Below are 14,937 nucleotides of genomic sequence, written 5' to 3'. Positions count from 1 at the left end.
GCGATGCATGCATCGCGGCTGGTTCTTTCTTTGCGTTGAGTAAACGTAATGGGGATCCACAATTATAGTTCCTGTATAACAATATTCTGAATGATCCTATTCTTATCTGCGATTTCCGAACGTCTCGGCATCGGTTCGATATCGGCTGCATCATCCATCCACTTTGAAGGCAGCTTTAACGGGCTAACAGATGCCCAGCGCTTCAGCCAACTGTCGGGAAGAGCTATTTCTTTGCCGGCAGCTATTTCATGTGTAATCGGATGGTCAATCATGGTTAACCATACGAGAGACCAGGCTCTAGGAACGACGCGAAATATATCATACCCGCCTCCGCCAAGGGCTACCCACCGGCCATCCGTATAGGTATGGGCTAATTCATGTATAATGGCGGGGATTTCTGCATAGATGCGCATACTGCAGTGAATATGCGAGAGCGGATCATAGGCATGGGCATCGCAGCCGTGTTGACTGATAATGACATCCGGTTTGCAGTAGGATATTACTTTACGCAAGGTCATATTAAATGTTTCGAGCCAGGAATCATCCTCCGTGTAAGGCTCAAGCGGTACGTTAAAGCATGCGCCAAAACCATGGTCGGTACCTTTTTCATGCACAAAGCCTGTGCCAGGAAACAGAAATTTACCGGTCTCATGTATGGAATAGGTACAAACATCGGGGTCGTCATAAAAAACCCATTGCACACCATCGCCATGATGAACATCCGTGTCGATGTAAAGAACTTTGGCGCCATAGGTCTGGCGAATATGCTTAATGGCGACTGCCGCGTCGTTATATACGCAAAAGCCTGAAGCGCGGTCAGGAAAGGCGTGGTGCAATCCGCCGGCAAGATGGTAGGCATGCTTCGTCCGGCCCGTCATAACGGCATCAGCAGCTGCCAGCGAGCCTCTGACGATCGACATGGCCGCCTTGTGCATGCCGGGGAAAAAAGGTGTGTCCTCCGTATGAAGCCCGAATTGCTGAGCAAGAAGGCTGCTATCACTGATTTGGACATTTTCGCTTAGTTGTTTAACGGCAGCCAAATAATCCGTTCTATGTACGAGAGACAAGAGCTCATCGTCGGAATAGAGGGGAGGGGCCTCGATCTGCTCCTCGTCCAATGCGTTCACTTTTGCGAGCAGGTCAATCGTAAGCGTAAGCCGAAGCGGATCAAAAGGATGCTCTTCGTCAAATTTATATCCGCTAGAATCCGGATGATGTATGAAAACAGCATCAGAAGCCATCTTTATCCTCCTAAAGGTTTGCGAAGCAAACCTACTTCGTAAGCTTGGATTCAATACATAAAACGCTGCCGAAACCGTACCCGGTCAAAATGTTCAACGGAGCTTATCGGCACTTCTTTGCCGATGCGGACCATTAAGCAATTTGCGGGGTGGGAGCAGATTTCGGGATCATCGGTAGCAAACCACACCATACCGACGGACTGCATTAATTTTTCCATCATCTTGCGATAATCCCACACGTTTAGGTTCGTGCCTTCAAGATCCCAATGCCAATAATATTCGGTCGTGAAAACGATCATATTTTCTAATTGTTCCTCGGCGAACGCAAGCTGAATCAATCTTTTACCCAATCCGCAGCCGCGGTAATCGTCTGCTACTTCTATGGCGCCAAGCTCGATAAGATCCGTCATGCCGCCTTCCGACCATCGCTCAAGCTCATCGGCATAGTGAAAGGTGACATAGCCGACGATCACGTCCCCTTCGCGGGCTAAAATGATTCTACCCTCGGCAAGCCCGGCGATTTCGACAAGCGCATCATGCTGCTCGGTCGGTCTGCGGAACGCGTCCAATGACTTATGCATGATCATGCAAGCTAGCTGCTCAGGAGGTACCGGCCCTTCTAAAATAAGCTCGCGTTCCGCGTCCAGAGCGAGACTCTCCCGCTGCAAACGCTTTCGATGTTCCAAGGCTATCCCTCCTTTTCTTGCATTTGAAAAGCGTGCTCGCACAGCAATCTCTATTATTCTTTATAGCAAAGTTTGAAGCAAATGAAAAGCGTAGTCGAATAGAAAAAGGATATGCTATAATGAGTTTGGCGGTTTAAATCTTGGGAAACGCGTTTGGATGCCATCTTGTTTGCCTCAAGTAGCGGCATTTAATTGAAAGCGTATTCTTTTGATAAAGACAAACAGATTTGATGGGAGAGTGATAGTATGATCAACTTACATCAAGAACGAATTCCAGCGACGGCACCGAATCCTAATTTACCGAATTATGAGGAAGCAGTCACCTCGTTTGATTGGAGCCAGATCGAAAGCCAGTTCAGCTGGCATGCGACTGGAAAAGTAAATATGGCATATGAGGCCATTGATCGCCATGTCGAGCAAGGAAAAGGCGGCAAGGTCGCTTTGTTTTATAGTGACAGCGAACGTGATGAATCCTATACCTTCGAAGAGCTGAGCAAACAATCGAATCGTTTTGCGAATGTATTGCGCAAGCTCGGAATTTCAAAAGGCGAGCGTGTCTTTATCTTTATGCCCCGTACGCCTGAGCTTTATTTCAGCGCGTTAGGCGCGTTGAAGGTGGGTGCGGTAGTCGGCCCGCTATTCGAGGCGTTTATGGAAACAGCGGTTAAGGATAGATTGCAGGACAGTGAAGCAACAGCTATCATTACGACACCCGCGCTCTTAAAAAGAATAAAAAGGGATGAGCTTCCGAACCTGAAGCATGTGATTGTGTTCGGCAAGGATGTGCCGCAGGAAGAAGGCATCATCGATTTCATGCAGGAGATGACTGCAGCGTCCGATGAAGCCGAGATCGAGTGGCTGGATCGCGAGGACGGGCTTATTTTACACTATACGTCTGGTTCTACCGGAAAGCCTAAAGGCGTCTACCATGTTCAGAATGCGATGGTACAGCATTTGTATACGGGTCAAGTTGTACTCGACTTGAAAGAAAATGATATCTATTGGTGTACTGCGGATCCGGGCTGGGTAACGGGCACGTCCTACGGCATTTTTGCCCCTTGGCTCAACGGAGCGACAAATGTTATTCGCGGTGGCCGATTTAGCCCGAGTGATTGGTATGGCGTCATTCAAAAATACGGCGTGACCGTATGGTATAGCGCTCCAACAGCTTTCCGCATGCTCATGGGTGCCGGCGATGAAATATCGCAAAACTTTGATCTGTCCAGCTTGAGACATGTCCTAAGCGTAGGAGAGCCGCTGAATCCCGAGGTCGTGCGTTGGGGACTTAAGGTTTACGGACAACGCATCCATGATACTTGGTGGATGACGGAGACGGGGGGCCAGCTGATTTGTAACTATCCGAGCATGGATATCAAGCCAGGCTCTATGGGCAAGCCGCTGCCAGGCGTGAAAGCGGCAATTATTGATGATAACGGAAATGAAGTAGCGCCTTACCGCATGGGTAATCTTGCGATTAAAACCCCATGGCCGTCCATGATGCGCAAGGTATGGAATAACCCCTCAAAGTACGAGGAATATTTCTATCTAAAAGGATGGTACATTTCCGGCGACTCGGCCTACATGGATGAGGATGGTTACTTCTGGTTCCAAGGACGGATCGATGACGTGATTAACACAGCAGGGGAGCGAGTTGGCCCATTCGAGGTCGAAAGCAAACTTGTGGAGCATCCAGCGGTTGCGGAAGCAGGTGTTATCGGAAAACCGGATCCTATGCGCGGAGAAATCATAAAGGCATTTATTGCGCTCCGTGAAGGGTATGAGCCTTCCGATGAATTGAAACAGGAGATTTCACAGTTCGTGAAGATCGGTTTATCCGCACATGCTGCGCCAAGAGAAATCGAATTTAAAGATAAGCTTCCAAAAACACGAAGCGGCAAAATTATGCGTCGAGTGCTGAAAGCATGGGAGCTGAACTTACCGACTGGCGATTTGTCCACCATCGAAGATTAAATCGCATATGGCATATGGTTAAGCTTGCCTCAATATAAAAAGGATGTCTCCTAAACGGGAGACATCCTTTTTTCGTCTTATTAAAGATTCGTTTATCATTTACCGCTGAAATAACTCAATCCATTCCCCATCAGGGCCGCTCACGAAAAAGTATTGATAACCGTTTGGAAGAGTCGTAATTCCATCATCGATAAATTTAATGTCCAGCTGTTTTAAGCGGTCAAATTCAGCATGAACATCATCAACGGATAGTGCAAAGTGATGCACTTTACCTTCAAACGGCAGGCTGTCATTATAGCCTTGAATGAGCTCGAGCTCTGTTTCGCCTTCATGACCAAAGCCTAAAAAGGCAAGCTCTATGATGCCATTGGAGTGGGGTATGCGTCCTTTAAGCTCAAATCCGAGGTTCTCCGTGTAAAAAGCAATCGATGCCTCCATATTTTTTACCATTACGCCTACATGATCGATCCGTTTTTTGGACATGGGTATAAATTCCTTCCTATTTTAGGTTTTAAAATATATTTATGATGGATAATGATCTCTATCATAGGGAGAAGCAATATTACTGTCAAGCAGCTTTAAGGAGAAGTCGAGGACGAACGTATCCATTTTGAAAAAAATGGATTGACTTTCAACCTTGGCATGGATAATAATGATGTTAGTTCCGAGTATTTAGGTAGGAATAATAGGTTAAGGAGGTTGTTTGGTGGAGACTAGGAAATTAGGGAATAGCGATCTTTATCCATCTGTCATTGGATTCGGCTCATGGGCCGCAGGAAAGGCGGGTTGGGGCGATGTGGACGATCACGAAACGGAAGCCGCTATCCGCCATGCATACGAATTAGGAATTAACTTTTTTGACACTGCTCCCGCCTATGGTCTCGGACATTCGGAGGCATTGCTCGGAAAAGTGCTTAAACCGGTACGGGAGCATGTAATTCTGGCGACGAAAACAGGTCTTGAATGGAACGAGCAGGGACAGTTTAGCATAAACGTGAGTAAGGCGAATATCATGCGCGAGGTGGATGAGAGCCTTCGGCGCTTAAATACGGACTATATTGATTTGTACCAGATTCATTGGCCTGACCCTAGCGGAAAAATACCGGTCGAAGAGACGTTTGAAACATTAAATCAATTGGTGGCTCAGGGGAAAATCAGACATATTGGCGTATCGAATTTCAATGTACAGCAGCTGGTTGCCGCACAAACCGTAAGTCCTATCGTGTCTTTGCAGCTGCCGTATAATTTATTTCAACGGGATGTCGAGCATGCGGCATTGGCTTATGCAAAACAGCTTAAGATCGGATTTATTCCTTACAGCCCGTTGGCACAAGGTTTGCTGACCGGGAAATTCAATTATTTAACGAGGCTTCCCAAAACAGACGTGCGCGCACAGCTAAACCCTTTGTTCTCCGAGAAGCAGTTTGTCAAAAACCTCGTTATTATCGAGACCTTTACCGGTATGGCAAGGGCAATCGGAAAACCGTTAAATCAGGTTGCGATCAATTGGTTACTGTATCGCAAAGAAATTACGAGTGTGATAACCGGAGCTAAAACGATTAAACAGGTAGAGGATAATGCCGCTGCTGCAAAATGGAGCTTATCTCGGGAAGATTATGAGCAAATTAGCCGATTGTTTGAAACGGATTCATCCTATGTCATTTGAGTTTAAGGATTGAAACGGAAAGCACCAAAAAAAGAAGCAGCCTCTTTTGAACTGCACCCCAATTGTTAGACACCATCTAACAATCTGGAGGTGCAGTTTTTTTGTCTAAGTTTAATATGAATTTGAAAATAGAGGCTATTCATCGTTATTTGTTAGGGAATGAAGGAGTGAAAAGCATTGCGAAAGCACTAGGCATCAATCATGAGGTCTTACGAATGTGGATAAAGCAATACGAACACCACGGCGAGAAAGCTTTCGAAAATCCTATACAGCTTACAGCATTCCATATAAACTAGACGTACTCAACTTTATGAAAGAGAATGGGACGTCTCCAAATGAAGCAGCTGTCATCTTCAATATCTCTACTCCAGGGGTTATTCGTAGATGGCGCAGCCCAATTTAATGCAGACGGAATCGACACCCTAAAACCAAAGCCAAAGGGACGTCCACCATTCATGACGGATAAAAAGAGAACCAAAAGACAAGAACCTGCCGAGGGCTCAGTTGAAGCTCTACAAGCTGAATTAGAACGTTTGCGTATGGAAAACGCCTATTTAAAAAAGTTGAATGCCTTAGTTCAAAACAAGGAAAAATCACCAAACAAGACAAAGCGCAAGTAGTCTATGAATTAATGCTCAAATTCCCGGTGATTGAATTGCTAAAGCTCGCTGAAGTCCCACGTAGCACCTTTTATTACTGGGTGAAACAGTTTGGGAAGCCAGACCCAGACGAAGAACTGAAACTCCTTATTCAATCCATATATGAGGAACATCAGGGATGTTATGGATATCGTCGTATTCGTGATGAACTAGTTAATCGGGACCACCGAGTTAATCATAAAAAAGTGCAACGTATCATGAAAGAATTAGATTTGAAATCTGTGGTACGTATGAAGAAATATCGTTCCTACAGAGGAACAGTAGGTAAAATTGCGCCTAACGTGCTGGATCGTAATTTTCAAGCAGATAGGCCAAATGAGAAGTGAGTTACCGATATTACGGAATTTAAGTTGTTTGGTGAAAAGCTGTATGTATCACCTGTTCTGGACTTGTTTAACGGCGAGATTATCACCTACACAATAGGGACTCGTCCTACCTATTCCTTAGTCTCCGAGATGCTAAATAAGGCCTTTAAACGCTTATCTGACAAGGATGAACTCCTCCTGCATTCGGATCAAGGCTGGCACTATCAGATGAAGCAGTATCAACATGCTTTGAAGAAACAAGGAATTACCCAAAGCATGTCGCGCAAAGGAAATTGTTACGATAACTCGGTAATGGAAAACTTTTTTGGCATTATGAAGTCGGAGTTTCTTTATCTTAATAAGTTTGAAAGTGTAGAGTACTTTAAGCAAGAACTAGAACGATACATTGATTACTACAATCACAAACGTATCAAGTCAAAATTAAAAGGCATGAGCCCGGTACAGTACCGAGCTCATGCCCAACAGGTTGCATAAAAATATTTGTCTAACTTTAAGGGGTCACTTCATTTTGGAGGCTGCTTCTTTTTTAATGCTGCAGAAAGAATCAATTTACCGTTTGCGCATCGGACGGAGCGGACTCGCCGTTTGCGTTTTCCGAAGTGACATAGAAGGCCCCCGTTACGAGTGGAGCAACATACTCATAGTTAGTTTCCGAAGTCGAGGCGATCTTGGCATATTTCCCGTCGTTATTTGAGCTGAAATATACATGATATTGCGTAACCTGGTCTGACACACTGTTCGATGCCCAGGTTAGGCGTACGCTAAGCTCCGTTTTTGAAGCTTGCAGGCCAGTTGGCGCAGAGGGAGCCGAAGCGGCTTCTTCATTTCCGCCGCTGTTTCCGCCACTCTCAGGAGGCGCAGTATTAATAGGAGAGTTACCGTATTGAACCAGTGGGCTAGGCGCTGATTCTTTGCCGGCAACATCAACCGCCGTTACATAGTAAGTCGAGTTTTGCGAGCTCGATGCATACAGCTTCATCCGTTTTTCAGAACCTACCGTGATGGATTCGCCTTGTTTTTTGTAGGGTCCTTGATTTACGGATTTATAAACACGGTAACCAATGACATCTTTGGCTGAGCTGTCACTAAACGTAAGGATGAGCACGCCATCTGATGATTGAAGCTTAACGCTTGCAGGCGGCGGCGGAGCAGCTCCGTCATCTACACGCGGGTCAGGCTTGGAAGGTGCATTGTTTTCTGCATCTGCAGGCAAATAGGCACTCATCGAGCGACGGCTCTTCGCTGGCAGCTTCGATTGCGCAGCTCTAATCTCATCCATTAAAACATCTAGCGGTTTTTTTCGTTTAATTACGATTTGTTCTTTCACCATGTCGCTCGGCGTAGCAGGGTTAGGCAAATAGTTAACGCCGTTAAACGTGATGTACGCCATTTTGACAAGCGCATCATCGGTTTTCTTAGGTATATCCTTTTTGTTGAACCAATCCGTTACAAGCATGCCAGCTTCCTTCGTCAATTGGCTTGGAAGCAGGCCGCTTGCGCTGGAAACCGTCGCTTTCACGATGCCGGACGGCCGCTCGAACTTATCTGTTGCGAATACCTCGGGTTTCTTTTCAGCCATTTCGTTCATAATTAACGCCCAGATGGAACGGGCACGCGCTTTTCCGTTCTCGGAAAGGGAGTTAACCTGTTCTTCATAGCCTGCCCATACGCCTAATGTGATATCAGGCGAGAAGCCCATGAACCATACGTCGCCATAGCTTTGAGTTGAACCGGTTTTACCGGCAATCGGAATTTCGCCATATTTCTTGAACTGTGATCTCAGTTTGCTTGCAGATCCGCTCTTGCTCGAAATAACTGTCGAAAGCATATCCGTCATCAAAAATGCGCTTTGCTCCGAGAAAACCCGTTTTGGCTCTTGCTTATGCTCGTATACGATTTTTCCGTTGGCATCTGTAATCCGAGAAATCATGTATGCATCATTGAAGACGCCTTTGTTCGGAATCGAGCCGTAAGCATTCGTTAATTCTTCTACGGATACACCGATGCTAAGTCCGCCGATAACGCCGGTTTGTGCATAAGAGTCTTCCGGCTGGAGCGTAGTAATGCCGAGCTTCTTAACGAATGCCCACGCATTTTCGATTTTGACATCATCGTTGAAAATTTTCAGGGCTGGCAAGTTCAATGAACGGTTTAACGCATCACGGGCTGTAACGAGACCTGCGAATTTACGATTTACGTTCATCGGAATATGAAAGCCTTTTTGACCGTCTTTCAGTACGATAGGAGCATCGTCGATAATGCTCGCGGGCTGTATTATGCCCATCTCGATTGCAGGCAGGTAAGCGGCTAACGTTTTCATTGTCGAGCCGGGCTGCCTTGTCATTTGCGTAGCATAGTTCAACTGCTCTTCATAGAAGTCGCGGCCTTCGAGCATTCCTACGATAGCGCCTGTTTTGTGATCCAGCATGACTGCTGCGATTTGCTCGAGACCTTTTTCCTCACTGTAAGGGGTGAAGTTTTCATCATTGGTGCCGACCTCGCGCATGAGCTGGTAAATATCCTTGTCAATCGTCGTATAAACATGATAACCGCCCCGAAGCAGGTGATCACGAGCTTCCTCGATCAGAGGAGCATTTTCCTTTTTGCGCAAATCGGCTTTGGTTAATGTGGCGTCCTGCTCCATCAGCATAATTTCAGCTGCTTGCCGCTCTGCCTCAAGCATCAAATAAGGAAAAGTCGTATAGGCTTTCTCGGAGGGCTCGGAAAGTGTTTTTCGGATATCGAATTTGAGAGCCTCGTCGTATTCCTGTTGTGTGATGCGGCCAGTTTGCATCATTCGCATTAACACCGTTTTTTGACGGCCCAGCGCTAAGTCAAAGCCGGCTTGATTGAATTGCCCTTTACCCGTAAAAGCGGTATAGGCAGACGGCCTTTGCGGAAGTCCTGCTAGATACGCGGACTGCGCAATATTCAGCTGGTTTAGATCCGTAATGCCAAAAATCCCTTTGGCAGCTGCTTTAATCCCGAATAAATTGTAACCGCTTGAACCGTTTCCGAAAGGAACCTTATTCAAGTATGCGGCTAGTATTTCTTCTTTGGTTAAATATCTTTCCATGCGCAGCGACAAAAATATTTCTTTAATTTTACGGCTGTCGGTTTTGTCTAGGCTTAGGAATACGCGGCGTGCTAGCTGCTGCGTGAGCGTGCTTCCTCCGGTTTGCGTTTCCTCATTCAAAAGCTTCTGCTTCACTGCACGTCCAAGACCGTTGATGTCTACGCCGTTATGCTCGAAAAAGTTATTGTCCTCAATGCCAAGTACCGCATTGATTACCTGTGGCGGCAAATCATCATATGTAATAATCATTCGGTCCTCAGACGTTCTTAGCTGTCCGACAAGTGAATCATCATTGAAGTAAACGAATCCGGTAATGGCATTTTCGCCGACTTTCTCTTCAATAACGGTTCTTGGTCTTACTTCTTCATTTTTCACGAGGGCAGCGACATAGCCGGTAACGGCGCCGCCTGCCAGCAAGCCAATGAAAATTCCGAAATATACCATCCATTTTACTGTTATAAAAGTTACGATTCCGAATGTACGCCATTTGCTTCTTTTGGCCGGCGTTTGTTGACGTTCTTCTTGCATTTTTTTGACTCCTCCTCCAAATTGCACACCCATTATAACATAAATCGTCAAAGTAGCGCATTCTTTAACCGCATTGACATCCTAAGAATGCTATGGTATAAATTCAATAATGTTTATCCAATCAATGCTTTGAAGGGCATGAGTAGACTGCGAATCGTCATTGCAGAGAGCCGGTGGGTGGTGTGAACCGGTATGCGCCGTATGTTGAATTACCGCCTGGAGCTAAGTGAAGGAACCGTAGCTGATGAAGCTTCAGTGCATACAGGGCCAAAGGCCTCTGGGTGGCTGAGCCAGCCGTAGTAGTTCACTTCGGAGACCGTCTCCGTTATCAACAACGAAGTGAGAGTACTTCTTTCGTTTTTCTATAAAGAAGACGTACTCTAACGAGGGTGGTACCGCGAGCTAATCCTTCTCGTCCCTTGGGGCAAGAAGGATTTTTTATGTCTATATAGACGCATACGAGGGAGGAAAAGTTTTATGGTGAAGTGGGAAAGTTTAACGCTGGAACAGCAAAATGAGGTTGAGCGCCAACTGGCTGTCATTCGGCGCGGCGTTGTCGAAATCGTTCCGGAGGATGAATTGAAGAACAAAATAGCGAATGCCGTCGCAACAGGGACGCCGTTGAAAGTAAAGCTTGGCTTGGACCCGTCTGCGCCGGACATTCATATCGGCCATACCGTGGTTCTTCACAAGCTGCGTCAATTCCAGGAGCTAGGCCATCAGGTTCAGCTTTTAATCGGTGATTTCACGGGAAGGATCGGCGACCCTACGGGAAAATCGGAAACGCGCAAACAGCTGACCGAAGAAGATGTAAAGCGAAATGCTGAAACCTACCAGAAACAAATTTACAAAATATTAGATCCGCAGAAAACAAAGCTATACTACAATTCAGAGTGGCTTGCGCCTCTTAATTTTGCAGAAGTAGTGAACTTGGCGGCAAAAGTAACGGTAGCGCGCATGATGGAGCGCGATGATTTCACGAAACGCTTTACGACCGGCCTGCCAATCAGTATCCATGAGTTTTTCTACCCGCTTATGCAAGGCTATGATTCCGTAGCTCTTGATTCGGATATCGAGCTAGGCGGCACGGATCAGAAATTTAATCTGCTGATGGGCAGAACGCTGCAGAAGGAATACAGCAAGCCTGCACAGGTTGCCATTACGACTCCGTTGATCGAAGGCTTGGACGGCGTGAACAAGATGAGCAAAAGCTTGGGTAATTACATCGGCATCGACGAAGAGCCGAATCAGATCTATGGTAAATCGATGTCCATACCCGATGAATTGATGTTTAAATACTACGAGCTTGCAACGGATATGAACAATGGGGAGCTCGAAGCCTTGAAGACTGGGCTGGAGGAAGGTACCGTACATCCGCGTGATGCGAAAATGCAGCTCGCAGCGACATTCGTCCGAATGTACCATGGCGAAGAGGCAGCCAAGTCAGCGGAAAACCATTTTATTACGGTGTTCCAGCAGCGTGCGCTTCCGGATGAAATCGAAGAGGTGAATCTCTCTAAGGAAGAACTGTCTGATGGCGGCATTAATATCGTGAAGCTGCTTACCGTGCTTGCGCTGCAAGCTACCAGCAGTGAGGCTAGACGAAGCGTACAGCAAGGCGCCGTTCGTATAAATGAAGAGAAAATTACAGATATCAATGCTAATGTTACCCCTAAGGATGGCGATGTCCTTCAAGTCGGCAAACGAAAATTCGTAAAAATTAAATTAGCTTAATTGTTCTAACAAAGCTTGTTGAATCGATAAAATTCAACAAGCTTTATTTTTTTAGAAACAAATAGCTTGTTTCAAACGTAATAAATAACGGAAGTATTAACAGGTTTTGGATGAAGTGAGAGGAGGAGGAAGTTGGAGACGCTATTTTTGTCTTGTCTAATCGGCGGAATTCTTTATGCACTCGTAAGCGTTATTTTTGGAGATTGGCTGGGGCAGGCGTTAGACGGTGCGTTTGATTTCTTATCATTAGACGGTCACTCATGGCTGTCGCCGACTGCGCTTGTAGGCGGGATAACCGTGTTTGGAGGGGCTGGCGTTATGCTGCAGCGCTACACCGCATGGGGATCAGCGGCAATTGTGACGGCAGCGCTATTCATTGCCCTCCTAGCTGGAACAGCGGTATTTTTTCTTTATATTAAACCGATGGAGGAAAGTGAAAATTCAATTGCCTTCTCGCTGGACGGTATGTCAGGCATGCTTGGGGACGTTCTGGTGCCGATTCCCGCGCATGGATACGGGGAAGTGATGGTGAAAGTAGGAGCCGGCTTTACCAATCAAATTGCTGCGAGCTTTGAGGGCGTCGAGATCGCAGGCGGCTCGCGAGTCGTTGTCGTTGAGGTAAGAGACAGCACGCTTTATGTATCGGAAGTGGATTTATCTTAATTCATGCAGCAGAAAGGGGAAATGAAATGCCGGATTTTTTTATAATACCCGCTATTGTTGTTGGGGTACTCATTGTATTAGGTTTAGCTTTCTGGGCGCGTTATAAGACCGTGAGTCCGGATGAAGCGATGCTCGTTACTGGCTCGTTTCTAGGTTCACGTAACGCCAGCACGGACGAATCTGGCCGTAAAGTAAAAATCATTAGGGGCGGAGGCGCCTTTATCCTGCCTATTTTTCAAAAGGCTGAGTTCCTGTCCTTGTTGTCGCATAAGCTTGATGTGTCAACACCGGAGGTATATACGGAGCAAGGCGTACCCGTGATGGCTGACGGCGTCGCCATTATAAAAATTGGCGGTGCGGTGGAGGATGTGGCGACAGCAGCAGAACAGTTTTTAGGAAAACCGACCGAAGCGCTCAAAGGCGAGGCCCAGGAGGTTCTGGAAGGGCACTTGCGCGCCATATTAGGTTCAATGACCGTAGAAGAGGTTTACCGTAACCGCGATAAGTTCGCGCAAGAAGTGCAGGGCGTTGCGGCAAAGGATTTGAAGAAGATGGGACTGCAAATCGTGTCTTTTACAATAAAAGACTTACGAGATAAGCACGGATACTTAGATGCGCTCGGTAAGCCGAGAATTGCAGCAGTTAAGAGGGATGCGGAGATTGCGGAAGCCGAAGCGGTGCGGGATGCCAGAATCCAGAAAGCGCTCGCGGCGGAAGCTGGCCAGAAAGCGGAGCTTGTGCGCGATACCAACATAGCCGAAGCAGAGAAAGAGAAGGAAATGAAGGTGGCTTCGTTTAAACGCGATCAGGATACGGCCAAAGCGGAAGCGGATCAGGCCTATGCCATCCATGAAGCCCGTGCGAAGCAAAGCGTTGTCGAAGAGCAGATGAAGGTCGAGCTTGTGCGTAAAGAACGCGAAATAGATCTGGAAGCAAAGGAAATATTGCGTCGTGAAAAGCAGTATGATGCCGAAGTGAAGAAGAAAGCCGATGCCGACCGTTACGCGGTTGAGCAAGCGGCAGAAGCGAATAAAGCAAAGCTGCTGCGTGAAGCCGATGCGCTTCAATACCGTATTGAAGCAGAAGCGAAAGCGCATGCGGCTCAGAAACGTTTGGATGGATTGGCAGTTGCGGAAGCAGAGAGAGCGAAGGGGACAGCGGAAGCCGATGTCATCCGACTCCGCGGCTTAGCGGAAGCGGAAGCAAAAGAAAAGCTGGCGGAAGCCTTCGAGAAGTTTGGCGAAGCAGCGGTGCTAGATATTATTGTGAAAATGCTGCCTGAGCTTGCCGGGAAAGTAGCGGAACCTATTAGCAATATCGATAAACTGACCGTCGTAGATACGGGTAACGGGGAAGGTGCTGCGCGTCTCAGCAATTATGTTACTTCATTAATGTCTACCGCGCCGGAAATGCTGAAGAGCGTATCCGGCATAGACGTGAACGCATTAATCAAAGGGCTTACCTCCAAAGCAGTGCAAGCGCAGGCGGGCAGCAACCGTCCAATAGATATCAATGCTGCACCTCTATCGCCCAAATTGCCTGATCAATCATCCTAGCAGCATGATTTAAACATAAAAAAACCTTGAACCAATTGGTCCAAGGTTTTTTGTTTATTAACGGCTGTAGAATTCGACGATTTGTTTCTCGTCGATATCTTGGGAAAGCTCACCGCGGTCAGGCAGACGAAGGAATTTACCTTCCAAAGCTTGATCGTTGAACTCCAAGTAGTTCGGAAGGTGATGACGGCCTTCCATAGCTTCTTTAATTGTTCTCAGGCTGCGGCTGCGCTCGCGCAAACCGATTACGTCGCCAAGAGATACGCTGTAAGAAGCGATATCCACTTTCTTGCCGTTTACTGTTACGTGACCATGCGATACCAACTGACGAGCTCCTGCACGGGAGTTGGAAAGGCCAAGGCGGTAAACGAGGTTGTCAAGACGGCTTTCAAGGAGGCCCATGAAGTTTTCACCGGCTTTACCTTTCATTTTTGCCGCTTTGTCAAACAAGTTGCGGAATTGTTTTTCGTTCAAACCGTACATGTGGCGAAGCTTTTGTTTCTCTTGCAATTGAACGCCATAACCGCTCATTTTTTTGCGTTGGTTAGGGCCGTGTTGACCTGGTGGAAATGCGCGTTTTGCAAGTTCTTTACCTGTGCCGCTCAAAGAGATTCCAAGGCGACGGCTTAGTTTAAATTTAGGTCCTGTATAACGTGACATACGTAATATTAACTCCTTCATCAAATAAATTTGTGAATGGGGTTGTGTTTCGCCGAATACGTTCAACGTCCGAGCATGCTCGTCCCTGATAGGCTAGTCAGCCGCTGGCCTACAGTGAACGTATTTCCTGAGGGTGACACAAAACCGTACGCCCATCTATTCATCAATAAA

General features: G+C 46.8%; 10 protein-coding genes, 1 pseudogene and 1 other annotated feature. Of the genes and pseudogenes, 6 read left to right on the top strand and 5 right to left on the bottom strand.

The window, feature by feature from the left end; all coding sequences use genetic code 11:
- Positions 1-62 precede the first annotated feature (62 nt).
- Positions 63-1,241, bottom strand: coding sequence for an acetoin utilization protein AcuC (locus tag MRBLPE1_RS02065; RefSeq protein WP_364140896.1), 1,179 nt, complete (start codon positions 1,239-1,241; stop codon positions 63-65).
- 50 nt (positions 1,242-1,291) lie between these two features.
- On the bottom strand, positions 1,292-1,927 hold the full coding sequence (locus MRBLPE1_RS02060) for a GNAT family N-acetyltransferase (RefSeq protein ID WP_364140894.1): 636 nt from the start codon (positions 1,925-1,927) through the stop codon (positions 1,292-1,294).
- 246 nt (positions 1,928-2,173) lie between these two features.
- On the opposite strand from MRBLPE1_RS02060, the gene acsA reads away from it, so the two are divergent.
- On the top strand, positions 2,174-3,898 hold the full coding sequence (gene acsA, locus MRBLPE1_RS02055; RefSeq protein ID WP_364140891.1) for an acetate--CoA ligase: 1,725 nt from the start codon (positions 2,174-2,176) through the stop codon (positions 3,896-3,898).
- A gap of 99 nt (positions 3,899-3,997) precedes the next feature.
- On the opposite strand, the gene MRBLPE1_RS02050 is transcribed toward acsA, so the two are convergent.
- Positions 3,998-4,381, bottom strand: coding sequence for a VOC family protein (locus tag MRBLPE1_RS02050; protein ID WP_364140888.1), 384 nt, complete (start codon positions 4,379-4,381; stop codon positions 3,998-4,000).
- 223 nt (positions 4,382-4,604) lie between these two features.
- Between MRBLPE1_RS02050 and MRBLPE1_RS02045 the strand changes: the two genes are divergently transcribed.
- Entirely contained in the window at positions 4,605-5,564 is a 960-nt protein-coding gene (locus MRBLPE1_RS02045; protein ID WP_364140886.1) for an aldo/keto reductase, read from the top strand.
- Between the two features lie 101 nt (positions 5,565-5,665).
- Positions 5,666-7,023 (top strand): annotated as a pseudogene (locus MRBLPE1_RS02040) (IS3 family transposase).
- Between the two features lie 70 nt (positions 7,024-7,093).
- Here the strand turns inward: MRBLPE1_RS02040 and MRBLPE1_RS02035 are convergent.
- Positions 7,094-10,153, bottom strand: a complete 3,060-nt coding sequence (locus tag MRBLPE1_RS02035; RefSeq protein ID WP_364140883.1) for a transglycosylase domain-containing protein — start codon at positions 10,151-10,153, stop codon at positions 7,094-7,096.
- Between the two features lie 120 nt (positions 10,154-10,273).
- Positions 10,274-10,576 (top strand) — a binding site (T-box leader).
- Between the two features lie 57 nt (positions 10,577-10,633).
- Between MRBLPE1_RS02035 and tyrS the strand changes: the two genes are divergently transcribed.
- From tyrS to MRBLPE1_RS02020, 3 genes are all read left to right on the top strand, one after another.
- Positions 10,634-11,887: a tyrosine--tRNA ligase gene (gene tyrS, locus MRBLPE1_RS02030; protein ID WP_364144438.1), complete on the top strand. Its 1,254-nt coding sequence runs from the start codon at positions 10,634-10,636 to the stop codon at positions 11,885-11,887.
- A gap of 132 nt (positions 11,888-12,019) precedes the next feature.
- Complete coding sequence (locus MRBLPE1_RS02025; protein WP_364140880.1) at positions 12,020-12,550, top strand: protease; 531 nt, start codon at positions 12,020-12,022, stop codon at positions 12,548-12,550.
- 26 nt (positions 12,551-12,576) lie between these two features.
- Positions 12,577-14,106, top strand: a complete 1,530-nt coding sequence (locus MRBLPE1_RS02020) for a flotillin family protein (protein ID WP_364140877.1) — start codon at positions 12,577-12,579, stop codon at positions 14,104-14,106.
- Positions 14,107-14,163: 57 nt separating this feature from the next.
- Here the strand turns inward: MRBLPE1_RS02020 and rpsD are convergent, their stop codons facing one another.
- A complete protein-coding gene (rpsD, locus tag MRBLPE1_RS02015) occupies positions 14,164-14,766 on the bottom strand; it encodes a 30S ribosomal protein S4 (protein WP_308994735.1) in 603 nt (200 codons plus the stop codon).
- Positions 14,767-14,937 lie beyond the last annotated feature (171 nt).

The sequence above is a fragment of the Paenibacillus sp. LPE1-1-1.1 genome (genome assembly GCF_040676435.1).
Taxonomy (GTDB): Bacteria; Bacillota; Bacilli; order Paenibacillales; family Paenibacillaceae; genus Pristimantibacillus.
The sequence above is the reverse complement of the archived record's forward strand: the minus strand, read 5'-3'. Positions and strand labels throughout refer to the sequence as shown.